Annotated in this window: 19 protein-coding genes; 15 read left to right on the plus strand and 4 right to left on the minus strand. The window is 56.3% G+C overall.

Translation table 11 applies throughout. The features are described from left to right. Positions 1-33: 33 nt before the first annotated feature. Positions 34-921: an AEC family transporter gene (locus KI614_RS01275; protein ID WP_226407342.1), complete on the plus strand. Its 888-nt coding sequence runs from the start codon at positions 34-36 to the stop codon at positions 919-921. A 29-nt stretch (positions 922-950) separates the two neighbouring features. On the opposite strand, the gene KI614_RS01280 is transcribed toward KI614_RS01275, so the two are convergent. The 3 genes from KI614_RS01280 to lysA are packed head-to-tail and all read right to left on the minus strand — an operon-like array spanning position 951 to position 3,429. Further along, on the minus strand, positions 951-1,367 hold the full coding sequence (locus KI614_RS01280) for an RNA-binding S4 domain-containing protein (RefSeq protein WP_226407343.1): 417 nt from the start codon (positions 1,365-1,367) through the stop codon (positions 951-953). Then, entirely contained in the window at positions 1,300-2,166 is an 867-nt protein-coding gene (locus KI614_RS01285) for a metallophosphoesterase family protein (RefSeq protein WP_226407344.1), read from the minus strand. Before KI614_RS01285 ends, KI614_RS01280 begins: the two co-directional genes overlap by 68 nt. Before the next feature lie 3 nt (positions 2,167-2,169). After that, entirely contained in the window at positions 2,170-3,429 is a 1,260-nt protein-coding gene (lysA, locus tag KI614_RS01290) for a diaminopimelate decarboxylase (RefSeq protein ID WP_226407345.1), read from the minus strand. A 224-nt stretch (positions 3,430-3,653) separates the two neighbouring features. Between lysA and cyaY the strand changes: the two genes are divergently transcribed. Then, positions 3,654-3,971: an iron donor protein CyaY gene (gene cyaY / locus KI614_RS01295; RefSeq protein WP_226407346.1), complete on the plus strand. Its 318-nt coding sequence runs from the start codon at positions 3,654-3,656 to the stop codon at positions 3,969-3,971. On the opposite strand, the gene KI614_RS01300 is transcribed toward cyaY, so the two are convergent. Next, entirely contained in the window at positions 3,972-6,287 is a 2,316-nt protein-coding gene (locus KI614_RS01300) for a penicillin-binding protein 1A (protein ID WP_226407347.1), read from the minus strand. A 240-nt stretch (positions 6,288-6,527) separates the two neighbouring features. Between KI614_RS01300 and KI614_RS01305 the strand changes: the two genes are divergently transcribed. The 13 genes from KI614_RS01305 to fusA all read left to right on the plus strand — a co-directional run bounded on the left by KI614_RS01305 (position 6,528) and on the right by fusA (position 24,107). Further along, complete coding sequence (locus tag KI614_RS01305; protein WP_239003153.1) at positions 6,528-7,535, plus strand: pilus assembly protein PilM; 1,008 nt, start codon at positions 6,528-6,530, stop codon at positions 7,533-7,535. Further along, entirely contained in the window at positions 7,532-8,098 is a 567-nt protein-coding gene (locus KI614_RS01310) for a PilN domain-containing protein (RefSeq protein WP_226407348.1), read from the plus strand. Before KI614_RS01305 ends, KI614_RS01310 begins: the two co-directional genes overlap by 4 nt. Continuing rightward, positions 8,098-8,772: a type 4a pilus biogenesis protein PilO gene (locus tag KI614_RS01315; protein ID WP_226407349.1), complete on the plus strand. Its 675-nt coding sequence runs from the start codon at positions 8,098-8,100 to the stop codon at positions 8,770-8,772. Before KI614_RS01310 ends, KI614_RS01315 begins: the two co-directional genes overlap by 1 nt. Positions 8,773-8,849: 77 nt before the next feature. Further along, on the plus strand, positions 8,850-9,314 hold the full coding sequence (locus KI614_RS01320) for a pilus assembly protein PilP (protein ID WP_226407351.1): 465 nt from the start codon (positions 8,850-8,852) through the stop codon (positions 9,312-9,314). Further along, entirely contained in the window at positions 9,311-11,470 is a 2,160-nt protein-coding gene (locus KI614_RS01325) for a type IV pilus secretin PilQ (RefSeq protein ID WP_226407353.1), read from the plus strand. The genes KI614_RS01320 and KI614_RS01325 overlap by 4 nt, the downstream gene beginning before the upstream one ends. A gap of 116 nt (positions 11,471-11,586) precedes the next feature. Continuing rightward, on the plus strand, positions 11,587-12,078 hold the full coding sequence (locus KI614_RS01330) for a shikimate kinase (RefSeq protein WP_264178090.1): 492 nt from the start codon (positions 11,587-11,589) through the stop codon (positions 12,076-12,078). Next, positions 12,066-13,160, plus strand: a complete 1,095-nt coding sequence (gene aroB / locus KI614_RS01335; RefSeq protein WP_226407357.1) for a 3-dehydroquinate synthase — start codon at positions 12,066-12,068, stop codon at positions 13,158-13,160. The genes KI614_RS01330 and aroB overlap by 13 nt, the downstream gene beginning before the upstream one ends. A 183-nt stretch (positions 13,161-13,343) precedes the next feature. Next, the gene (gene gltB, locus KI614_RS01340) at positions 13,344-17,978 is read left to right on the plus strand and encodes a glutamate synthase large subunit (protein ID WP_226407359.1); all 4,635 of its coding nucleotides are present in this window, start codon (positions 13,344-13,346) and stop codon (positions 17,976-17,978) included. After that, positions 17,978-19,444 carry a glutamate synthase subunit beta gene (locus KI614_RS01345; RefSeq protein ID WP_226407361.1) on the plus strand — a complete coding sequence of 489 codons (1,467 nt, stop codon included), beginning with the start codon at positions 17,978-17,980 and terminating at the stop codon, positions 19,442-19,444. Before gltB ends, KI614_RS01345 begins: the two co-directional genes overlap by 1 nt. A 199-nt stretch (positions 19,445-19,643) precedes the next feature. After that, positions 19,644-20,315 (plus strand): YEATS-associated helix-containing protein, encoded by a 672-nt coding sequence (locus KI614_RS01350; protein WP_226407363.1) that lies wholly within the window; start codon positions 19,644-19,646, stop codon positions 20,313-20,315. A 39-nt stretch (positions 20,316-20,354) separates the two neighbouring features. Next, complete coding sequence (gene glmU / locus KI614_RS01355; protein WP_226407365.1) at positions 20,355-21,713, plus strand: bifunctional UDP-N-acetylglucosamine diphosphorylase/glucosamine-1-phosphate N-acetyltransferase GlmU; 1,359 nt, start codon at positions 20,355-20,357, stop codon at positions 21,711-21,713. Next, positions 21,713-22,018, plus strand: a complete 306-nt coding sequence (locus tag KI614_RS01360; protein ID WP_226407367.1) for a hypothetical protein — start codon at positions 21,713-21,715, stop codon at positions 22,016-22,018. Before glmU ends, KI614_RS01360 begins: the two co-directional genes overlap by 1 nt. A 37-nt stretch (positions 22,019-22,055) precedes the next feature. Further along, a complete protein-coding gene (fusA, locus tag KI614_RS01365; protein WP_226407369.1) occupies positions 22,056-24,107 on the plus strand; it encodes an elongation factor G in 2,052 nt (683 codons plus the stop codon). Positions 24,108-24,138: the final 31 nt, after the last annotated feature.

The following is a 24,138-nucleotide window of genomic DNA, read 5'->3' on the forward strand; positions in this document are numbered from 1 at the left end:
GGCCATTTTCATCAATTATTTTCGGGGCATGAGTTGGCCGATCAGAGTTTGACCTTCCGCTTGTTGGCGATTCTTTTCCCCATTTTCGGGATTGTCGCAGCCGGGTTCTTTTATGCCCGCAAACACAAGCCGGAAATGGCGGTGGCGAATCGCCTGAATATGGATATTTTCGTTCCAGCCCTGGTTTTTGCGGCGATGGCCGGCAAGTCCTTCGATCTGCAGGCGTACGCCCCGCTTGCCCTGGGCGGCTTCATCGTCCTGGCTACCTGCGGCATTCTGGCTTGGGGTATTGCCGGATTGGTTGGCAGCCAGCCGAAAACGTTGGCGCCGCCGATGATGTTCAACAACTCCGGCAACATCGGCCTGCCGCTTGCCGTGCTGGCCTGGGGAGAAGCCGCTTTGCCGGCGGCGGTCATCTTGTTCATGGTCGAGAATACGCTGCATTTTTCCTTCGGCGCCCGCCTGCTCGATCCGACGACCCGAATTCTGACCTTGTGGCGCATCCCCGTGGTTTTTGCCGCAATTGCAGGGTTGACCGTGGCGTTGCTCAATATCGCCATCTGGCCGCCGCTGATCATCGCCATCAAGATGCTCGGCGATGTTTCCGTACCGCTGCTGCTGTTTTCACTCGGTGTGCGGATGACCGATGTGTCGTTCAGCGAATGGAAAGTGGCGACCGGCAGTGCCATTCTCCGCCCGCTGGCCGGGATGCTGATTGCCGCCGGCGCGATTCAACTGCTTGGTTTGCAAGGGCGGGATGCCGCGATGTTGCTGGTTTTTGGCGCTTTGCCGCCGGCTGTGCTTAATTTTCTGTTTGCCGAACGCTACAAGCAGGAGCCACATCGCGTTGCTTCTATCGTATTGATCGGCAACCTTGGCGCCTTGTTTTTCCTGCCGCTGGCCCTGGTGCTGGTGCTTTAGACGGCGTTACCAGGCTTGGCTGGCGTGAATCAGCCTAGTCGTCCGAGTTGGCGACGGTCGCGCTTGGTCGGGCGGCCGTGCAGGTCGGCTGCCGGATCGGCCTGATACTTGCGCATTTCCTGCCGAGCTTCACGGGCAGCAATGCTCTCGGCGCTTTCTTCATAAAGCAGCCGGGCTTCGGGGGCGGGGCCGCGTTTGTCGGACAGCGCCTTGACGCTGACCTGCCAGCAAACTTCGCCGTTGCTGATTTCAAGCCGGTCGTCGATCCTGATTTCGCGAGCCGCCTTGACTCGGGCGCCATTGACTTGAACCTTGCCGCCGTTGATCGCTTCGCTGGCGAGGGAGCGTGTCTTGAAGAAACGCCCTGCCCACAGCCACTTATCGAGGCGCAACTCGGGCTCCTGCAGGTTGGCACTGGCCTTCGCCCCGGTCGATGATCTGGCCATCGACGCTGATTGCCTGCCAGCGATAACGCTGTTCATCCAGTTCCAGGCGCATGAAGCCCCAGTTGCCGTAGTGCGCCCGGTTTGAGCGGGCGTTGCTCCAGCCTGCGCCATAAAGGACGGCTCCGGCATTGCCGCTGATGAATGAGGCGACGCCGAAGGGCGAGGGTTTACCGTCGCGGTCGACGGCCGGCAAGGCTTCGAAATGATGGTCGTGCCCATGCAGCGTGAAGCTGGCCTGACCTTGCAGGCGCTCCCACAGCGGCTGGGTAAAGCGGTTGTCGCCGTGCTTGCCGGATGACCAGCGCGGGTGATGCCAGGCGGCGATCAGGCATAGCCCGGCTTGTGCCGGCAGTTGCTTGTCGAGCCAGCCCAATTGCTTTTCCCATGCGTCATCGCGCAGATTGCTGTTGAGCATGAGCAGGCGCCACGGCCCGCCCAGCGATTCGATGCGCGGCACCGGGCCGGGAAATACACTGAAAAATCCGCTTTGTTCGCCGGCGTGCCAATCATGGTTGCCGGGGACGGCAAACCGGGTTTTGAAGGGCGCGTAATGCTTTTCGTGACAAGCTTGCAGTTGCTCATGAGTTGCGACCGGGTAGCCCAGATCGCCGACCTCGATCAGGCTGGCCTTGGTCCAGTCGGCTTGCTGCTGCAGCGCTCGCGCCACTTGCGCGGTCCCTTCCAGCTCGCAATCGCCGGTATCGCCGATCACGAAAAACACCCGGTTTTCGGCGTTGACCGCAAGGCTGGCAGCACCAAGCAGTGCGGCCAGCAGGGCATGCCTCCAGCGTCGTTTCATGACTTACGGCAGCAGTTGTTCGCCGGCGTAGAGTTGCTCAACCGTTTCACGCTGGCGAATCAGATGAACCTTGTCGCCATCGACCATGACTTCTACTGCGCGCGGCCGGGTGTTGTAGTTGGAGCTCATTGCCATGCCATAGGCGCCGGCTGACATCACGGCCAGCAGGTCGCCCGGTGCGATGGTCAGCGGGCGTGCCTGGCCGAGGAAATCGCCGGTTTCGCACACCGGACCGACCACGTCATAGGCCCGGCTTTCACCGTCACGCGGGACGACCGGCAGGATGTCGTGCCAGGCTTCGTAGAGCGCCGGACGCATCAGGTCGTTCATCGCCGCATCGATGATTGCAAAGCTCTTGCCTTCGCCGGGCTTGAGATATTCGACGCGAGTCAGCAGCAGGCCGGCATTGCCGACCAGGCGACGACCCGGTTCGAGCACGATCTGCAGGCCGCGGCCTGCCAGCTTGTCGAGCAGTGGCGTCAGGTAGGCGTCGACGGTTGGCTGAACCTGATCGTCCTTGTACTTGATGCCCAGGCCGCCACCGAGATCAAGGTGGTGAATGGCGATGCCTTCTGCGGTCAACTGGTCAATCAGAGCCAAAATGCGCTCAAGGGCTTCGACAAAGGGCGAAGGGTCGAGCAACTGCGAACCAATGTGGCAGTCGATGCCGGCTACTTCGATATTCGGCAGGGCGGCGGCGCGGCGGTAAATGCCGAGCGCGTCATCGTAGGCCACGCCGAACTTGGCTTCCTTCAGGCCGGTCGAGATATACGGGTGGGTTTTCGGATCAACGTTGGGATTGACCCGCAGGCTGATCGGCGCTTTTTTGCCGCATTGGCCGGCGACTTCGTTCAAGCGCTCGAGTTCGGCAGCCGATTCGATGTTAAAGCAGAAAATGCCGACATCCAGCGCCAGCTTCATTTCGGCTGCGGTTTTTCCGACGCCGGAGAAAACGACCTTTTTCGGATCGGCGCCGGCCGCCAGAACGCGCTGCAACTCGCCGCCGGAGACAATGTCGAAACCGGCGCCGAGGCGGGCGAAGACATTCAGGATGGCGAGGTTGGAGTTGGCTTTGACGGCAAAGCAGACGAGCGAACCCTGGCCGGCCGGGTGGGCGCCCAGTACGTCATGAAACTCGCCGAGCGAAGCTTCAAGTGCCGCGCGCGAATAGACGTAGGCTGGCGTGCCGAATTGTTCTGCAATGGCGGGCAGGGCGACGGATTCGGCGTGCAGGACGCCGTTTTTCAGGGTAAATGAGCTCATTGGGTATTTGATTTGGCGTCCGTGTTAACATCCGGCGCGCTGGGTTTGGGGGCTGGTTTTGTTGGTTTTGAGTTGCCGAGCAGCGGGCTCGGCGGCGGGCCCGGCGGCAGTTCAAGTCCGGGGCCTTTCATGCCGCAGCCGGCAAGGCAGAGAGTCAGTAAAATAGCGGCAGTTCGGGACATGAGTGACGGACCGGTCAGCAAAGAACAGGATGGTAGCACACGATGGATGACAAGGAATTCAACGGCTTGGCCGATGCTGCGCTCGCCCGGATCGACGCTGCGCTGGATGTTTGCGAGGCAGATATCGACTTCGAACTCGCCGCGGGTGGCGTGCTGGAAATCGAATTTGAGGATGGCAGCAAGATCATCGTCAATCGCCACGGGGTGGCGCGGGAAATCTGGGTTGCGGCTCGTGCCGGCGGATTTCACTTCCGCTGGGACGGTCGTGCCTGGGTCGATACCCGCGATGGCACCGAACTGATGCAAAAACTTTCGGCGCTCGCCAGTCAGCAGGCTGGCGAGGCCGTCGTTCTCGGCTGATCAGTCGCTCGGCGGTTTGTCCAGTTCAGGCTTTGGTTCCGGCGTGTTTGCGTCGCTGTCGCCCGGGGCGTGTTCGCCACCGACATTCTCGCTGTACACGTAATTCCGGTTGCGCCCTTCGCCGTAGCTGGCCAATCCTTCCGGCATCTGTGGCGTTTGGATGGGTACATCCTTGAGGGCGCGCGCCATGTAGCCAATCCAGATCGGCAGTGCAGCCGTTCCGCCTGTTTCCTTGTCGCCCAGCTTTTTCGGTGTGTCAAAACCAATCCAGGCACAACCGGCAGCCGTCATCTGGTAGCCGCAGAACCAGGCATCGACATATTCGTTCGTGGTGCCGGTTTTGCCTGCCAGGTCCTGGCGTTTGAGTGTGGCTGAAGCACGCGCCGCCGTGCCGTAGATCGTTACGTCACGGAGCATCGAATCCATCATGAAGGCATTGCGTGGATCGATGGCGCGAATCGACTCATCGCCGGCCGGGATTTCAGCTGATTGAGCCAGCACCGTATTTTTCTCGTCGCGGATTTCACGGACGACGTAGGGATTGACCTTGAAGCCGCCGTTGGCAAAGACGGCATAGCCCGTCACCATCTGCCACGGCGTCACTGAGCCGGCACCCAGCGCCATCGTCAGGTAGGGCGGGTGTTTGGCCGGATCAAAACCGAAGCGCCCGGCATAATCCTGGGCGTATTGGGTGCCAATCGATTGTAGCAGGCGGATTGACACCATGTTTTTCGATTTGGCCAGGGCCGTACGCATTTTCATCGGGCCTTCGTACTTGCCATCGTAATTGTGCGGTTCCCAGGCCTGAGAGCCCGTCTGGCTGGCCGGAATGACAATCGGCTCGTCGGCAATGACGCTGCCTGGGTTGTAGCCTTTTTCAAGCGATGCCGAGTAAATGAAGGGCTTGAAGCTTGAGCCAGGTTGGCGCCAAGCCTGGGTGACATGGTTGAATTTGTTGCGATTGAAATCAAACCCGCCGACCAGCGCACGAATCGCCCCATCTTTTGGGTCGACCGCGACAAAGGCGGATTCCACTTCAGGCAGCTGGCTGATTTGCCAGGCGGCTTTTTCATCCTTCTGCAGACGGATGACGGCTCCGCGCTTGAGTCGCTTGGTCGGCGGAGCCTTGTCGTCGAGCATCTTGGTGGCAAACTTGATCGCATCACCGGTCAGTGTGACGATTTCGCCGCCCTTGCGATAAACCTTGACTTGCTTTGTGTCGGCCGACAGAACCAGTGCCGGGAACAGGTCGCCGGCATCGGCAATGTCCTGCAAGGCTTCATCAATGGCTTCATCCTGGTCCAACTTGATGTCCTTCATGTCCAGATAGGATTCTGCGCCGCGATATCCGTGGCGTCGGTCATAGGCCATGACGCCCTTGCGCAGGCTGGTATAGGCGGCTTCCTGCTCGGCTTTGATGATCGTCGTGTAGACCTTCATGCCGCGCGAGTAAATGTCCTCGGGGAAGCGTTCGGCGGTGATCTGTCGAGCCATTTCGGCAACGAATTCGGCGTGGACCGCGTAATCGCCCAGTTCACGTTTGACGACGAGCGGCTCCTTGAGTGCGGCTTCGTGTTCGCTGGCAGTGATATGTCCCAGTTCATGCATCCGGCGCAATACATATTGCTGGCGCAGTTTGGCCCGCTTCGGATTGACGATCGGATTGTAGGCAGACGGCGCCTTAGGCAACCCGGCCAGCATCGCAGCCTCGGCAATCGAAATGTCTTTCAGCGGTTTGCCAAAGTAAATCTGGGCTGCAGCAGCAAAACCATAGGCTCGCTGGCCGAGAAAAATCTGGTTGATGTACAACTCGAAAATCTGGTCCTTGGACAGATTGCTTTCAATCTTGAAAGAAAGCAGCACCTCGTAAAGCTTGCGGGTGTAGGTTTTTTCGGCGGTCAGGAAGAAGTTGCGGGCGACTTGCTGGGTGATTGTTGACGCACCTTGGCGTTTTCCGCCACCCAAAAAATTGCTGCCGGCGGCGCGCAAAACGCCGAGGTAATCAATCCCGCCGTGTTGATAAAAGCGATCATCTTCTGCCGACAGAATGGCGTGCTTCATCACGTCGGGGACTTCACGGATAGTCACGACCGCGCGCCGCTCCTCGCCGAATTCGCCGATCAGGTAGCCATCCGCGGTGTAAATGCGCAGCGGAATCTTGGGGCGGTAGTCGGTCAGAACTTCCAGCGAAGGGAGGTTCGGGTAGGTGAGAACCAGCATGATCATGGCGATGGCAATGCCAATGGCAATAAAACCAACTGCGAGAATCAGCGGATAAAGGAGGACACGAAGCGTCGGGCTGAGAGATGAGGGCAAGATGGCTTGATGATCAAATTGGTCTTGAAGCGATTATACGCTGACGCCAAGGTGCGCCGTTAAAGTGCTTTACATGCCTATACGTTGTTGCTAGCATCTGAAGTGAATTATTGGTTTTTAAGCTAACTTCGCATTCCGTAAGGACTTTTTGGGGGTCTGGTGGGCTTCGATATCTCCACATTATTAAATCCCAAGGCTCGCTCCCTGCTCGGATTGGACATCAGTTCGTCTGCTGTGAAAATGGTTGAGTTGGCCTCGAACGGGAAGAAGGATGGTTACCGCGTCGAGCGCTACACGATAGAGGTGTTGCCGAAAGATGCTGTGCTGGATGGCAACATTGCCAATCTGGATGCCGTGGTCGACTCTGTCAGACGTGCCTGGAAGCGCTTGGGAACCTCGACGCGCAACGTCGCGATGGCCTTGCCCAGTTCTGCCGTCATTTCGAAAAAAATCATTGTCCCGGCCGGTTTGCGTGACGAAGAGCTTGAGGCTCAGGTTGAGCTGGAAGCCAATCAGTACATCCCGTTTTCGATCGATGAAGTCAATCTGGACTATCAGGTTCTTGGGCCGGCGCCTTCCGCGCCAGAAGAGCTTGAGGTGCTGATTGCTGCATCAAAGAAAGAGCGTGTCGAAGACCGGGTGGCTGTCGCCGATGCGGCGGGCCTGAAAGCGGTAGTGCTTGATGTGGATACGCTGGCAGCCTTGTCGGCATTCGAGTTGATTGAGCAACAACTGCCTGCCGCCGGTAAAAACCAAGTCATCGCCTTGATCGACGCTGGTGCTCATGTCATGAATTTGACCGTTCTCCGGAATGGGCAGCAGGTCTATGCGCGTGAGCAGGCTTTCGGTGGCGCTCAACTGACTTCAGATATTGTTCGGCATTACGGCATGACGCATGAAGATGCCGAGGCTGCCAAGCGGGCTGGCAAACTTCCTGAGGGTTATGAAGCTGAGTTGCTCAACCCCTTCATGGAGGGGTTGGCACTTGAAGTCTCACGCGCCCTGCAGTTTTTCTTTACCTCGACCCAATACAATCAGGTGGATCACATCGTCCTGGCTGGGGGGTGTGCGGTAATTCCTGGTATCGATGAGGTCGTCGCAACCAGGACCCAGGTCAATACGCTGTTGGCCAATCCATTTGCCAACATGTCAATTTCTGATCGGGTCAGGGCCAAGAGCCTGCTTGTTGATTCCTCTTCGCTGATGGTTGCTTGTGGCTTGGCTTTGCGGAGGTTTGATCCATCATGATCCGCATCAACCTCCTGCCCCACCGCGAAGCCGCACGCAAGGAACGGCGCGAGCAGTTTTTTGTTCTGGCTGGCTTGGTCACCGTCTTGGCGACCTTGATCGTTTTTGCGGTTTACACCTTGATTGCCGGTTATGTAAGCAATCAGGAGAGCAGTAACGATTTTCTGAAAAAAGAAATCAGCACTCTCGATAAGCAACTAGATCAGATCAAGCGCCTCAAGGAGCAAACCCAAGCGCTGCTGTCCCGTAAGCAAGTCATCGAAAACCTGCAGCGAGACCGCGGTGAAACTGTTTATCTATTGAGCGAATTGGTCAAGCAGGTCCCTGAGGGCGTCTATCTGAAGTCGCTCAAGCAGGATGGCCTGAAAGTCAGCATCACCGGATATGCCCAGTCAAATGCACGCGTGTCAGCCTTGATGCGGACAATCGAGGCATCGCCCTGGCTTGAAAATCCACAGCTCATTGAAGTTAAGGCTTCCGTATTAAACGGGCGTCGAATCAATGAATTTGGCATGACTTTTGTGTTGACGCGAGTCAAGTCTGAAGAAGTTAAGGGGAAATAATGGACGCGAAGGCTGTTTCATTACCCAAGGCCCTGTCTGAAATTAATTTCCAGGCAATTCTTGACGATTTTCGTTACATGAATCCCCAGGACCCTGGGGCTTGGCCTGTTGTGCCAAAGATTGCAGTTCTGTTAGGTGTTTTTGTTTCTATCTTGCTTGCTGGCTGGTGGTTTGTCTGGAGCGATCAACTCACTGATCTGGAAATAAAAGAGCAGGAAGAGTCACAACTCAAACAACAGTACATCGATAAAAAGCGTCAGGCAGTCAATCTCGATTTGTACACGCAACAATTGGCTGATATTGATCGGTCATTTGGAGCGTTGCTTAAGCAACTGCCAAACAAGTCCGAAATTGAGGCGTTGCTGATTGAGGTTAATCAGGCAGGGCTTGGGCGTGGGCTTCAGTTTGAGTTCTTTCGTCCAGGCCAGGAGCAAGTAAAAGATTTTTATGCAGAGTTGCCTATTTCAGTAAAAATAAATGGGAATTACCATGACTTTGGTGCTTTTGCGGCGGATATCGCAAAATTGCCACGCATTGTTACGCTGAATAATATTTCGATTACACCTCTGGCATCAGGTGTTCTGTCGCTTGATGCAACGACAAAGACATTTCGTTATCTTGACGAAGATGAGTTGGCCAAGCAGAAAAAGGCACAGCAGGGAGCTAAAAAGTGATGCGTTTACTACTTTTTGTTCTATGTGTTTTGTTGAGTGCCTGCTCAGCGGAGGATCATGAGGGATTGAAGCAGTGGATGGCTGACAACACAAAAGATTTACGTGGGAATGTTGCAAAGCTGCCTGAAGTTCTGCCTTACCAACCGGTTCCTTATGATGTTGAATCAATTCTTGATCCATTCAAGCCAGGAAAAATAGAGCCAGAGTCAAAATATAAACAGGCGTCCGGTAAAGGCGGTGCATTCCAGCCAGATTTTGAGGCAAGGGAATTGCGTAATAGTCTGCTTGAGAAATACCCGCTGGAGTCGCTGAAAATGATCGGCTATATGAATGTTAATAAACGTCCTATGGCAGTAATTTTGGTGGATGAAAAAATCAAACAGGTTAAGGTCGGCGACTATATCGGCTTAGACTTTGGAATGGTGACACAAATTTCTGACAAGGAAATTGAGCTCCGAGAATTGATTCAGGATTCTGCGGGTGATTGGAGTGAGCGAAAAAGTTCGCTGTATCTGCAGAGTACGGAGGGAAGCAGGAAATGAAATTTATCAACTATATCGTGATTGCTGTTTCGGCTTGCTTGGCCTTGGGTTCATCCGCTTTTGCACAAGATGCAAATAATGCAATTGAAGCTATCAATGTTGTACAACACGGTAATGAAATCGCAGTAAAAATTGATTTGAAAGAGCCGCTTAGTAGCGTGCCTACGGGTTTTAGCGTGGCTAGTCCCGCAAAAATCGCTCTGGATTTTCCTTCTACCGCAAATGCACTTGGCAAGAATAGCCAGGCCCTTAATGAAGGGGACTTGCGCAGCATGAATATAGTGCAGGTCGGCGACAGGACGCGTTTGGTTCTGAATCTGGTTCGTGGCATGAACTATTCAACAAGGCTTGATGGAAAGTCGCTTTACGTCACTCTGGCTCCGATTGGTCGGGCTAGTGATTCTGTTGCTCAGCGTGTGACCCGATTTACTGAGGAAAATACTGTTTCAAGCAAGCACGCAATAAGGGATGTCGTTTTCCGTCGAGGTAAGGATGGAGAAGGTCGTATTGTTGTTGATTTGAGCGATGCAGGTACTGGTATTGATATTCGTCAGCAAGGTGCTGGCTTGGTTGTTGATTTTATGAAAACATCATTGCCGGATAGTTTGCGGCGAAAGCTTGATGTTACTGACTTTGCAACGCCTGTGACATTTGTAGAGACAAAGTCGCAAGGTGAAAATGTGCGTATGGTGATTACGCCAAAAGGGCAGTGGGAGCATAACGCCTATCAAAGCGATAACCAATTTGTGATTGAAGTAAAACGGATTATTGAAGACCCAAATAAATTGGTTCAAGGTACAAAAATTGGATATCAGGGGCCGCGAGTAAGCATCAATTACCAAAATGGCGATGTTCGTGCCTTGTTGCGTTTGATGGCAGAGGAGCTCGGCCTCAATGCTGTAATTAGTGAAACGGTTACAGGAACAACGACATTAGTATTGAAGGATGTGCCGGCAGATCAGGTCATCGATATTATTTTCCAGCAAAAAGGTTTAGACATGCGAAAGAAGGGCAATATCATCATGATTGCCCCGCGTGACGAAATTGCCACTAGAGAAAAACTCGACTTTGAATCAAAGCAGCAGATTGGCGAATTGGAGCCATTGAAATCGGAACAGTTCAATCTCAACTACCAAAAGGCGGCTGATGTCGCAAAGTTGTTGGCGGGTATGTCGCCTCTGCCTGGTGCTTCGGCAAACACGGCGTTGCGCATGCTAGGTAAGCGCGGGAGTGTTATTGCCGATGAGCGTTCAAACATACTTTTTGTGAGTGATACCCCGGCAAAGCTTGAAGAAATTGCTGCGTTCATCAAAGCAATTGATTTTGGGGCCAAGCAAGTGCTGATTGAAGCTCGTGTTCTTGAAGCCAGTGACGAATTTAATAAAAGTCTTGGTGTAAAGATGAATTTTCTCAATCAGGTAACTACCGGATTGGGTGGAAGTGGTTTGGGATTTACTGGTGGAGCAGTCAAGCCGGGTACGTATACCTCATCAACGACCGATGGCAAAACATCGACATCATCTACCCCCGCAACTCAGACAACGGCACAAACGGTTGGTGTTAATCTGCCCAACTTTACTTCAACAGGAGGGACGCTGGCTTTGTCGCTCTTTAACTCCGCGGCAACACGCATCTTGAATTTGGAGATTGCAGCGATGGAGTCGGATGGAGTCGGGAAGGTGATATCAAGCCCCCGGGTTGTTACTGCAAATAACGTTAAAGCAAAGATTGAAGATGGTACTGAAATTCCTTATGTCACAACGTCAAGTTCAGGTGGTGTGACAACACAAACAGTGAGTTTCAAGCCGGCCAAGTTGACTTTGGAGGCTACGCCGCAAATTACACCGGAAGGAACGGTGAAAATGGCATTGGTCATCAAAAAGGAAGACCCAGATTGGACGAGGGCTATTTTGGGCAATCCTCCAATCAAGAGTTCTATTGTTGAGACTAATGTCGTCGTTGAGAATGGTGGAACAGTTGTTGTTGGCGGCGTCTATATTACAGATAACACAGAGGCAGTTCAGAAAGTGCCTTTGCTTGGTGATATTCCATTTGTTGGGTGGCTTTTCAAATACAAAAATGACATTGGCAAGCGCCGGGAGTTGTTGGTCTTCATCACCCCTCGCGTTATTTCCGACAAAATGCGATTCGACTAAATACTTGGTTCTCTGATTGCAGGGCCGGCATTGCCGGCCCTTTTTTTGTCGGTTTGGCGGATAGCGGATAAAATTCGGTTGTGGATAATTGTCGAAATATTTACCTTGTGGGCCTGATGGGGGCCGGAAAGACGACCGTGGGGCGGCAGTTGGCCCGGCGTCTTGGGCGTCCGTTCTATGACTCGGACCACGAAATTGTCGAGCGTACAGGCGTTCCTATCCCCACTATTTTTGAAATCGAGGGCGAAGAAGGTTTTCGCCGTCGTGAGGCACAGACCATCGCCGAGCTCTGTGAGCAATCCAATGTAGTCATGGCAACCGGAGGCGGGGTTGTGTTGAATCCCGAAAATCGTCGCTGTTTGCATGACTCAGGTTGGGTGGTTTACCTGAACGTTCCTCCCGCCATGCTCTATGAGCGCACCAAGCACGACAGGAACCGGCCGTTATTGCGGGTCCCTGATCCCTTGGCGCGCCTGGAGGAACTTCACACGCTTCGTGATCCCCTTTATCGTGATGCGGCACATCTGGTTGTCGAGGGGTCGCATCTGGTTGCTGCCGGAATTGTTCAGCATTTACTGCGAGAGTACACCCGTTTATGCAAGACCTGACGCATACGTTGAATGTCGCTCTGGATGAGCGCGCCTATTCGATTCACATTGGTTGTGGCGTACTGTCCAGGCCGGAGTTGCTGCTGCCGCACATCAAGCAAAAAAAGGCGGTAATCGTCAGTAACACGACCGTCGCGCCGCTCTATCTTGGAATGCTGCGGTCTACGCTTGAAAATGCGGGTATTTCGGTATTGCCCGTTGTCTTGCCCGACGGTGAGGCATTCAAAAACTGGGAAACATTGAACCTGGTTTTTGATGCGCTGCTCGGGGCGCATTGCGAACGAAATACGATGCTGATTGCGTTGGGTGGCGGCGTCATCGGTGACATGGGTGGCTTTGCAGCATCTTGTTACCAACGCGGCATGCCTTTCATCCAGGTACCAACCACACTCCTTTCGCTGGTTGATTCATCGGTCGGCGGCAAAACTGCGATCAATCATCCGCTGGGCAAAAACATGATCGGGGCGTTTTACCAGCCCAAGCTGGTTTTGGCCGATATTTCAACGCTGGATACGCTCCCCGATCGGGAATTAAAGGCCGGCTTGGCCGAGGTAATCAAGTATGGCCTGATTCGTGATGGCGAATTTTTTGTCTGGCTTGAAAGCAACATCGAGAAACTGATGGCGCGTGATAAGGATGCGCTGGCTTTTGCGGTGCATCGCTCGTGTGCCAACAAGGCGGAAGTGGTTGTGGCGGACGAACGTGAAACCGGCGAGCGTGCATTGCTCAACTTGGGACACACCTTCGGTCATGCCATCGAAACCGGCCTGGGATACGGCGAGTGGTTGCACGGAGAGGCTGTTGCTGCCGGCACGTTAATTGCTGCTGAGCTTTCTCGTCTGCTCGGGTGGTTGACCGCGGAAGATGTTTCTCGAATTGAAAAACTGTTTGTGCGGGCTGGTTTGCCTGTTGTGGGGCCTGCGCTGGGGGCTGGGCGCTACCTTGAATTGATGCGGCACGACAAAAAAGTGCTGGACGGCAAGCTGCGGCTTGTTTTGCTGGAAAAAATAGGGCGCGCGGTGATGTCTGATGTGGCTACCGAATCCCAGATCATTGCTGCCATCGAGTCACGCAGCACCTGAAAAGGGCGTGTTCGCAGCGATGTGCTGCAGATTGGTGCGTTGCAGCATCTTGAATTGACAGGGGTTTACCAGTATATTTAATGGTTGCCTCAAAATTTCGTACAGGCCGGCGCCCAATTGCGCCCGGCTTTTTTCATCATTGGCCGAATGTTCTTGGCCAAGTTATTTGAAGGAATGCGTGTGATGGAACCGGCAGTACCTGAGCGGCAGGGTTTGTACGACCCAGCCAACGAGCACGACGCTTGCGGCGTGGGTTTTGTAGCCCATTTCAAAGGCCAGAAAAGTCATAGCATCGTCGAGCAGGGTTTGTTGATCCTGAAAAATCTCGATCACCGCGGTGCTGTTGGTGCCGACCCCCTGCAGGGCGACGGCGCCGGCATTCTTATCCAGATTCCCGACCAGTTCTATCGCGAGGAAATGGCCAAGCAAGGCGTTGAACTCCCGCCTCTGGGCGAGTACGGCGTCGGCATGGTCTTCCTGCCGCAAGAAGCTGCTTCGCGTTACGCCTGTATCGAAGAGATCGAACGTTCTGTCATCGCCGAAGGCCAGGTTATCCTTGGCTGGCGTGATGTGCCGGTCAATCGCGACATGCCAATGTCGCCGACCGTGCGCGCCAAAGAGCCGGTAATCCGTCAGGTTTTCGTCGGCCGTGGTCCCGATGTTTTCGTGACCGACGCCCTCGAGCGCAAGCTGTACATTATCCGTCGTCGCGCTGCCAACGCCATCAAGTCGTTGAAGCTCAAACACGGCCAAGAGTTTTACGTGCCGTCCTTCTCGGCTCGTACCGTGAACTACAAGGGCCTGCTGCTGGCCGATCAGGTTGGCGTGTACTACGACGACCTGCAGGACAAGCGCACTGTTTCCGCCCTGGCGCTCGTGCACCAGCGTTTCTCGACCAATACCTTCCCAACCTGGGACCTGGCTCACCCGTTCCGTTATATCGCCCACAACGGCGAAATCAATACGGTGCGCGGTAACGTCAACTGGTTCAAGGCGCGCGAACAAGCCATTTCTTCGCCGATTCTTGGCGATGACCTGAAGAAGGTCTGGCCGCTGCATTACCCAGGTCAATCCGACTCGGCTTCGTTCGATAATGCGCTCGAACTGCTGGTCATGGGCGGCGGCTACTCGCTGGCTCAGGCCGTGATGCTGATGATCCCGGAAGCCTGGGAAAAGCACACGACGATGGACGAGAACCGTCGCGCCTTCTACGAATACCATGCCGCGATGATGGAACCATGGGACGGTCCTGCCGCTGTGGCCTTCACCGATGGCCGCCAGATCGGCGCGACGCTCGACCGTAACGGTCTGCGTCCGGCGCGTTACCTGGTGACCGACGATGACCTCGTGGTCATGGCTTCCGAATCCGGCGTGCTGCCGATTCCGGAAAAGAAGATCGTCAAGAAATGGCGTCTGCAGCCGGGCAAGATGTTCCTGATCGACATGGAGCAAGGCCGCATCATCGACGACCAGGAACTGAAAAACTCGCTGGCCAACGCCAAGCCTTACCGCGAGTGGATCGACAAGATCCGCATCAAGCTGGATGAAGTCGCTGCACCGGCCGAAGACTGTGCCGCTGCTACGGCATCTCTGCTCGATCGCCAGCAGGCTTTCGGTTACACCCAGGAAGACATCAAGGTCATCCTTGAGCCGATGGTCCAGAACGGTGAAGAAGCCACGGGTTCGATGGGTACCGACTCCGCATTGCCGGTGTTGTCGAGCAAGAACAAGACGCTCTATACCTACTTCAAGCAGTTGTTCGCCCAGGTGACCAACCCGCCGATCGACCCGATTCGCGAAGAGCTGGTCATGTCGCTGGTGTCCTTCGTCGGTCCGAAGCCGAATCTGCTGAACACTGCCGATATCAATCCGCCAATCCGTCTCGAAGTTTCCCAGCCGGTCCTGACCAAGGGCGATATCGAGAAGCTGCGCCATATTGGCAAGTACACCTCAGGCAAGTTCAAGTCCTTCGAGCTGGATATCTGCTATCCGGTGGCTTGGGGCAAGGCCGGCATCGAAGCACGCCTGGCCTCCCTGGCGGCGGATGCCGAAGATGCCGTTCGTTCCGGTGCCAATGTGCTGATCGTTTCCGATCGCAAACTGGATGCCGAGCAGGTTGCCATTCCGGCGCTGCTCGCTACTTCGGCGATCCATCAGCATCTGGTCAAGAAGGGCCTGCGGACCAGTACTGGTCTGGTGGTCGAAACCGGTTCGGCTCGCGAGACGCATCACTTCGCATTGCTCGGCGGTTTTGGCGCCGAAGCGGTTCACCCGTACTTGGCCCTCGAAACCATCGAGAGCTTTGCCAAGGGCGACGCCGAAAAGGCCGAGAAGTACGTCAAGAACTTCGTCAAGGCTATCGGCAAGGGTCTGTGCAAGGTCATGTCCAAGATGGGCATCTCGACCTATATGTCCTACACCGGCGCGCAGATTTTCGAAGCCATCGGTCTGCAGAAGGAATTCGTCGAGAAGTACTTCACCGGCACACCTTCCAACATTGAAGGTATCGGCCTGTTTGAAGTTGCCGAAGAAGCGATTCGTCTGCACGACGAAGCCTTCTCGGCCGACCCGGTTCTGGCCAGCATGCTCGATGCCGGGGGCGAATACGCCTACCGCACGCGTGGCGAAGAGCACACCTGGACGCCGGATTCGATCGCCAAGCTGCAGCACGCAACGCGTTCGGGCAAAACCGAGACCTACAAGGAATACGCCAAGCTGATCAACGATCAGACCAAGCGTCACCTGACCCTGCGCGGCCTGTTCGATTTCAAGCCGACCGGCGCTGCCGTGCCGCTCGAAGAAGTCGAGTCCGCCAAGGAAATCGTCAAGCGCTTTGCGACTGGCGCCATGTCGCTCGGTTCGATTTCGACCGAAGCGCACACCACGCTCGCCCTGGCGATGAACCGCATTGGCGGTAAATCGAATACCGGCGAAGGTGGTGAGGATGCCAAGCGTTTTGCACCGGTCAAGGCCGGTACGATGCTCTCCGACATCATCGGCAAGGGGCGTATCGAACGCGATATCGAGATGAAGGAAGGCGATTCACTGCGTTCTGCCATCAAGCAGGTCGCTTCGGGGCGTTTCGGTGTAACGACCGAGTATCTGGTCAATGCTGACCAAATCCAGATCAAGATGGCTCAGGGCGCCAAGCCGGGCGAAGGTGGTCAGTTGCCGGGGCACAAGGTTTCCGAATACATCGGTTTCCTGCGTCACTCTGTACCGGGCGTTGGCCTGATTTCGCCGCCGCCGCACCATGACATCTACTCGATCGAAGATCTGGCACAGCTGATTCACGATCTGAAGAACGCCAATGACCGTGCTTCCATCTCGGTCAAGCTGGTTTCCGAAGTCGGTGTCGGTACGGTTGCTGCCGGTGTCGCCAAGGCCAAGGCCGATCACGTCGTGATCGCCGGTTTTGACGGTGGTACCGGTGCTTCGCCGCAATCCTCGATCAAGCACGCCGGTACGCCGTGGGAACTCGGCCTGGCCGAAACCCAGCAGACCCTGGTGTTGAACCGCCTGCGTTCGCGCATTCGTGTTCAGGTCGATGGTCAGCTCAAGACTGGCCGTGACGTTGTGGTTGGTGCGCTGCTCGGCGCTGATGAGTTTGGCTTCGCGACCGCTCCGCTGGTTGTCGAAGGTTGCGTCATGATGCGCAAATGTCATCTGAACACCTGCCCGGTCGGCGTTGCCACCCAGGATCCGGAACTGCGCAAGCGCTTTACCGGTCAGCCGGAACACGTCGTGAACTACTTCTTCTTCATCGCTGAAGAAGTGCGCGAAATCATGGCCCAGCTGGGTATCCGCAAGTTTGACGATCTCGTTGGCCGGGCCGATTTGCTGGACATGCGTAGTGGTATCGAGCACTGGAAGGCCAAGGGTCTCGATTTCACCAAGGTCTTCTTCCAGCCTGCCGTGCCGGCCGATGTGCCGCGTCGTCATACCGAAGTCCAGGACCATGGTCTCGACAAGGCGCTTGATCATCAACTGATCGAACAGGCCAAGCCGGCCCTCGAAAAGGGCCAGAAGGTCCAGATCGAAACGAAGATCATCAACGTCAATCGCACCTGCGGCACCATGCTGTCGGGCGAAGTTGCCCGCCGTTACGGTAACGCCGGCCTGCCGGACGATACCATCCACGTCAAACTGACCGGTACTGCTGGTCAGGCTTTTGGTGCCTTCCTGGCCCGTGGCGTGACCTTGGAACTGACTGGCGAAGGCAATGACTACGTTGGCAAGGGCTTGTCGGGTGGCCGCATCATCATCAAGCCGAGCCCGGATTTCCGTGGCAATACCCAGGAAAACATCATTGTCGGCAATACCGTCATGTACGGTGCGACCGATGGTGAAGCCTATCTGGCCGGTGTTGGTGGCGAACGTTTCTGCGTCCGCAATTCCGGAGGTACGGCAGTGGTCGAAGGTGTTGGCGATCACGGCTGCGAGTACATGACCGGTGGTACGGTTGTCGTGCTTGGCCTGACGGGGCGTAATTTTGCAGCCGGCATGTCGGGCGGTATCGCCTATGTGCTCGACGAGGATGGCAGCTTCAAGCAGCGCGCCAATCTGGCCCAGGTTGCACTTGAGAAGGTTTTGCCGGCCAGCCGTCAGGCTGCTGGTGAGCCGCTCCATCTGGGTCTGGCTGACGAAACCCTGCTCAAGGAATTGATCACCCGCCATGCCGAATTTGCTGGCAGTGAGACAGCCAAGGCCATTCTGGCTAACTGGGATGCCTACCGCGAGAAGTTCGTCAAAGTTTATCCGCACGAATACAAGCGCGCCCTCACCGAGATGGCCGCTGCACAGAAGGAGGCCGCATAATGGGCAAGCCGACTGGTTTCATGGAGTTCGAGCGTCTTTCCGAGTCTTACGACCCGGTTGAGCACCGTTTGAAGCACTACAAGGAGTTTGTGCATACCCTCAACGACGAGGATGCCAAGACTCAGGGCGCGCGTTGCATGGATTGCGGCATTCCGTTCTGCAACAACGGTTGCCCGGTGAACAACATCATTCCGGACTGGAATGATCTGGTTTTCCGCGGCAACTGGAAGCAGGCGCTGGAAGTACTTCACTCCACCAACAATTTCCCGGACTTTACCGGCCGCATCTGCCCGGCTCCTTGCGAGGCTGCCTGTACGCTGGGTATTAACGCGGCGCCGGTGGGTATCAAGTCGATCGAGCATTTCATCATCGACAAAGGCTGGGAATCTGGCTGGGTTGTGCCGCAGCCAGCCAAGACCAAGACGGGCAAGAAAATCGCCATCGTTGGCTCCGGGCCGGCCGGTATGGCTGCCGCCCAGCAACTGGCGCGCGTCGGTCATGACGTGACGGTGTTCGAGAAGAGCGACCGTATCGGTGGTCTGCTTGGCTATGGCATCCCCGACTTCAAGCTGGAAAAAACGGTGATCGATCGCCGGGTTGCCCAGATGGAAGCCGAAGGCGTTACGTTCAAGACCAAGGTGGTGATCGGTTCGAAGGACGTGCCGGCCGGAATCAACAACGATGCCAAGGAATTTGTCTCTGCCGAGCAGTTGACCGCAGCATTTGATGCTGTGATCCTGGCTGCCGGTTCCGAAGTGCCGCGCGATCTGCCGGTGCCGGGCCGCGAGTTGAAGGGTATCTACGCCGCTCTGGAATTCCTGATTCCGCAGAACAAGGAAGTCCAGCAGGGCAAGGCCAACCCGATCAACGTCAAGGGCAAGCACGTCATCGTCATCGGTGGCGGCGATACCGGTTCCGATTGCGTTGGTACTTCGAATCGCCATGGTGCTGCTTCGGTAACCCAGTTCGAACTGATGCCGATGCCGCCAGAGCAGGAAAACAAGGCGCTGACCTGGCCGTACTGGCCGTACAAGCTGCGCACTTCTTCTTCGCACGACGAAGGTTGTACGCGCGATTTCGCCGTGGCCACCAAGGGCTTCGTCGATGATGGCAAGGGTAACGTCAAGGCACTGAAGGCTGTTCGCCTTGAATGGACGGATGGCAAGATGACCGAGGTGGCCGGTTCGGAATTCGAACTGCCTTGCGACAACGCCTTCCTCGCCATGGGCTTTACCAATCCGGTGGGCAAGCTGCTCGAGGCCTTTGGCGTCGACAAGGACAACCGCGGTAATGCCAAGGCAACGACGGATGGCGAAGGTTGCTATGCAACCAACGTCGCCAGGGTCTTTGCTGCCGGTGACGTGCGCCGTGGTCAGTCGCTGGTCGTCTGGGCGATCCGCGAAGGTCGCCAGGCTGCACGTGAAGTCGACGCATTCCTGATGGGTTCGACGACCCTGCCACGCTAAGCGCCTCAGGCAATACAAAAAGCCCCGCGGATCTTCCCGATCCCGGGGCTTTTTTATCGCCTCAAAACAATGCGCTTTCTTCGACAGCGCCGGACAATCGTGTAAAAATGTGAAATAGACCAATAAGGGGATGAGCATGTCGTCTGAATTGCAGCCAGCACTGCTGGTAACAATGCCTGGGGGGGCACTGGACGGGCATATGCTGCTCATTCTGGCAATCATGATTCTGGCCGGTGCCTTGGGCGGACTGGCCAATGCCTTCATGGTTGACCGGCAGGTTGAGCCGAGCCGGCGAGAGTGGCTCAAATACACCATTTTGGGCATTGTGGCGGCGTTGACCGTGCCATTGTTCCTGAACATGATTTCCAGCACCTTGCTCGAAGGTGCGCGGACCAAACCCGTCGATTTCTTTGCTTTTGCCGGTTTTTGCCTGATTTATGTCGTCGCCTCACGGCGTGTTGTCGATAACGTGGCACAACGGCTGGGCGGGCAACTGGAGCAGGTGAAGCGCGAAGTCGGCCAGCTCAAGCAGCAAAAGCAGGCCGAACCCATCGTCATGCCGGTTCGTGAGGAGCCGGCTCCGCTCCCCGAGGTCAAGCTTGAGCCACGGGAAGTCCTGTCGTACAACGACGTTGAAATACTTCGGGCTTTGGCCGAAGAGAGTTTTGTCTATGGCAATCTGGCGGCGATCTGCGAGCGTACCGGGCTGGCCCGTGATTTTGTCAGTCAGCGTTTGACCGTCATGAAAACAATGGGCGTCATTGAAACCCGGATCAATGACAAGAATGTTCTGCACTGGGGTGTTTCGTCGCGCGGCAAAGCCGTGCTGGGCGATATCCTGAACGGGCAGGATGAAAAGAAAACGGCATGAACCACACCCGCTTTGCCGGGTTTATCCTTTGAATACACTATGAACATCGTCATTCTCGCTGCCGGCCAAGGCAAGCGCATGCATTCCAATCTTCCCAAGGTGCTGCATCCGGTTGCCGGCAAGGCACTCGCCCAGCACGTCATTGATACTGCCCGCAGTTTGTCGCCGAGCAAGTTGGTGGTGATCTACGGTCATGGCGGCGATGTGGTGCGGTCTACCCTTGCCGCCGACGATATTTCCTGGGCACTGCAGGAGCCGCAACTCGGGACTGGCCATGCTGTGATGCAGGCTGTTCCGGCGTTGGGCGATAGCGGGCAGACACTGGTTCTTTACGGCGACGTACCACTGACCCTGGCATCTACCTTGAAACGCCTGCTTCAGGCCGGCAAGGATGGCCTGGCGATCCTGACCGTCGAGCTTGAGAACTCGACCGGTTACGGGCGTATCGTCCGCGATGCGACGGGCAAGGTCTTGCGCATTGTCGAGGAGAAGGATGCGACGGCGGCCGAAAAAACCATACGCGAAGTGAATACCGGCATCATGTCGATTCCGTCAGCACGTCTGGCTGAATGGCTGAGCAAACTGTCGAACAGCAATGCGCAAGGCGAGTATTACCTGACAGACATCGTGGCGCTGGCTGTTGCCGAAGGCGTGCCGGTACACACCGCCCAGCCGGATGGTGAATGGGAAGTGCTGGGGGTGAACAGCAAGGTTCAACTGGCCGAACTGGAACGCGTGCATCAACGCAACATCGCCGATGCCATGCTGGTCGGCGGCGTGCGTCTGGCCGACCCGAATCGTATCGATGTGCGGGGCGAGCTAGCTTACGGGCGCGATGTTTCAATCGATGTCGGTTGTGTTTTCGAGGGCCGGGTCGAATTGGCCGATGCGGTCGAAGTCGGGCCGTACTGCGTGCTGAAAAACGTCAAGGTCGGGGCGGGGACGCGCATTGCCGCCTTCTGTCATTTTGAGGATGCGATGATCGGTCCGGATGGCATCCTTGGCCCTTATGCCCGCCTGCGTCCCGGTACCGAATTGGGGCCGGAAGTGCATGTCGGCAACTTCGTCGAAATCAAGAAAAGCACGCTCGGTGCGCAATCCAAGGCCAATCACCTGGCCTATATCGGTGATGCCGAAATCGGTCAGCGGGTCAATGTCGGTGCCGGCACGATTACCTGCAATTACGACGGCGCCAACAAGTTCAAGACGATTATCGAGGACGATGCATTCATCGGCTCGGACAGCCAGCTGGTCGCGCCGGTGACGGTCGGGCGTGGGGCGACATTGGGCGCCGGTACGACCCTGACCAAAAATGCCCCGCCGGATTCGTTGACCGTGTCACGCGCCAAGCAAGTGACCTTGACCGGCTGGGTTCGTCCGCAAAAGGTGAAGAAATAATGGATTTCTGGTTTACCGCCTTCGTTTTTGCGGTCGCCATTCTGGTTGCTGTCGGTGGCTCGCTGCTTCTGGTGGGCTATGTCGGCACCTTGCCGGCGTCCTTTGCCTTTGGCTGGCAACGCTGGGTGCCGACCCTGACCCTGCCCGTGATCGGGCCGCTCTGGTTTTCAGCAACTCACTGGCAGGATTTTTCTCGCCCGGGCAAACAGTTGATTGCCGGGGTGGTGTTGATTGTCGCGGCTGTTGCGCTGCTCTACGGCTTCGGGCCGCATTTTGTTGATCGTTTGGCAGCGGGTGTGAAATGAACCCCCGCTGAATTCTGCAAAGCTCAGGGAGAATAAGATGTCCAAGTACACTACCGAGGCCATTCGTTCCGTTGCTCTGGTTGGTCATGGCGCTGTTGGCAAGACCACACTGGCCGAAGCTTTACTCCACGCGGCAGGGGCCATTCCCTCCCGCGGCAGTGTCGAAAAAGGCAGCACTGTCTGCGACTTCGATAGCCAGGAGAAGGAAACCGGACACTCCCTGAATTCAGCCATCATCAATTTTGGCTACGAAAATACGCATGTTCACCTGATCGACACACCGGGTTACCCGGATTTCTCCGGTCAGTCGATTGCCGCCCTGGCGGGGGTCGATAGTGCGCTGATCGTGATCAATGCCCAGACCGGCATCGAACTGATGACCGAGCGCATGATGGCGCTGGCGGCCGAGCGCAAGTTGTGCCGGATGATCGTGATCAATAAGATCGATGCCGACAATCTTGATTTGCCAGCCCTGGTCGCCGATATTCGCGACCGCTTCGGCAAGCAGTGCATGCTGCTGGATTTGCCGTCACACGGCGCGGCCGATGTTGTCGAAGTCCTTGAGGGGACGGCCGGGGAGGTTGATTTCGAGTCGGTCGCCGCCGTTCATCGTGCCTTGATCGACCAGATTGTCGAAGAAGACGAGAGCCTGCTGGCCCAGTACCTTGAGGATGGTGCCGATCCCGATCTGGCGGCGTTGCACGCGCCATTCGAGAAGGCTTTGCGTGAAGGCCACCTGATTCCGATTTTGTTTACCTCGGCCAAAACGGGGGCCGGCATCAAGGCCTTGCTGCATGTGCTGGCTTCGCTGGCGCCCAATCCGGCGGAAGGCAATCCGCCGCCGTTCTACAAGGGGCTGCCGGGTGATCAGCGTGAGTCGTTCCAGGCTGTGCCGGACCCGGACAAGCATGTGCTGGCCCATGTTTTCAAAGTCGTTGCCGATCCTTACATGGGCAAGATCGGTATTTTCCGCGTGCACCAGGGAACGATCCGCAAGGATGCCCAACTCTTTGTCGGTGACAGCAAGCGGCCATTCAAGGTGGCCCATCTGTATCAACTTCAGGGCAAGGATGTGCTTGAAGTCGACCAACTGCTGCCCGGTGACATCGGGGCGATTGCCAAGGTCGAGGAAGTGGATTTCGACGCCGTGCTGCACGATTCGCATGATGAAGATCACATCCACCTTGTTCCGCTGGAGTTCCCGAAGCCGATGGTTGGGCTGGCGGTCGAGACAAAGAAGAAGGGCGATGAACAGCGCTTGTTCGATATTCTCGGCAAGCTGGCGATGGAAGATCCGACTTTCCTGATCGAGCGCCATCCGACCAGCAATGAAACCGTGATTCGCGGCCTGGGCGAGATTCATCTCAAGGCCAAGCTGGAGAAGATGGCCAGCCAGTACAAGCTCGATGTCGATACCAAGCCGCCGCGCATTCCCTACCGTGAAACGATTACCGGCCCGGCCGAGGGGATTCATCGCCACAAGAAGCAAAGCGGCGGTGCCGGCCAGTTCGGTGAAGTCCATCTGCGGATCGAGCCGAAAGGGCGTGGTGAAGGTTTTGAATTTGTTGATGCCGTCAAAGGCGGCGTCATTCCCGGTGTGTTCATGGCGGCGGTTGAAAAAGGGGTGCGTCAGGGCCTGGCCGGCGGTGTTGTTGCCGGTTACGCGGTCGACGACTTGAAAGTCACCGTTTTCGACGGGAAAACCCATGCGGTCGATGGCAAGGAAGTGGCTTTCGTGACGGCGGGCCGCAAGGCGGTCGTCGAGGCCATCCGGGCCGCCAGACCGATTGTTCTCGAACCGATCGTCAACATTGAAATCATGGTGCCCGAATCGGCCATTGGCGATCTGAGCGGCGATCTGGCCGGACGACGTGGCCACATTACCGGTACTGACGGGCGTGGCCGCGGCATGGCTGCCATTTCCGGCGAGGTGCCGCTGGCCGAACTGAACGACTACCAGTCGCGTCTCAAGTCGCTGACCGGCGGCCAGGGCAGCTATCGCATCGAGTTTGCCCGTTACTCGGCTGTGCCGGCCAATGTGCAGCAGCAACTGGCCAGCAAATTCCAGTTGCACGACGAAGACGACTGAAACAGCAAGAGGGCAGCCGGAGGGTTGCCCT

The organism is Dechloromonas denitrificans (assembly GCF_020510665.1).
Lineage (GTDB): Bacteria > Pseudomonadota > Gammaproteobacteria > Burkholderiales > Rhodocyclaceae > Azonexus > Azonexus denitrificans_B.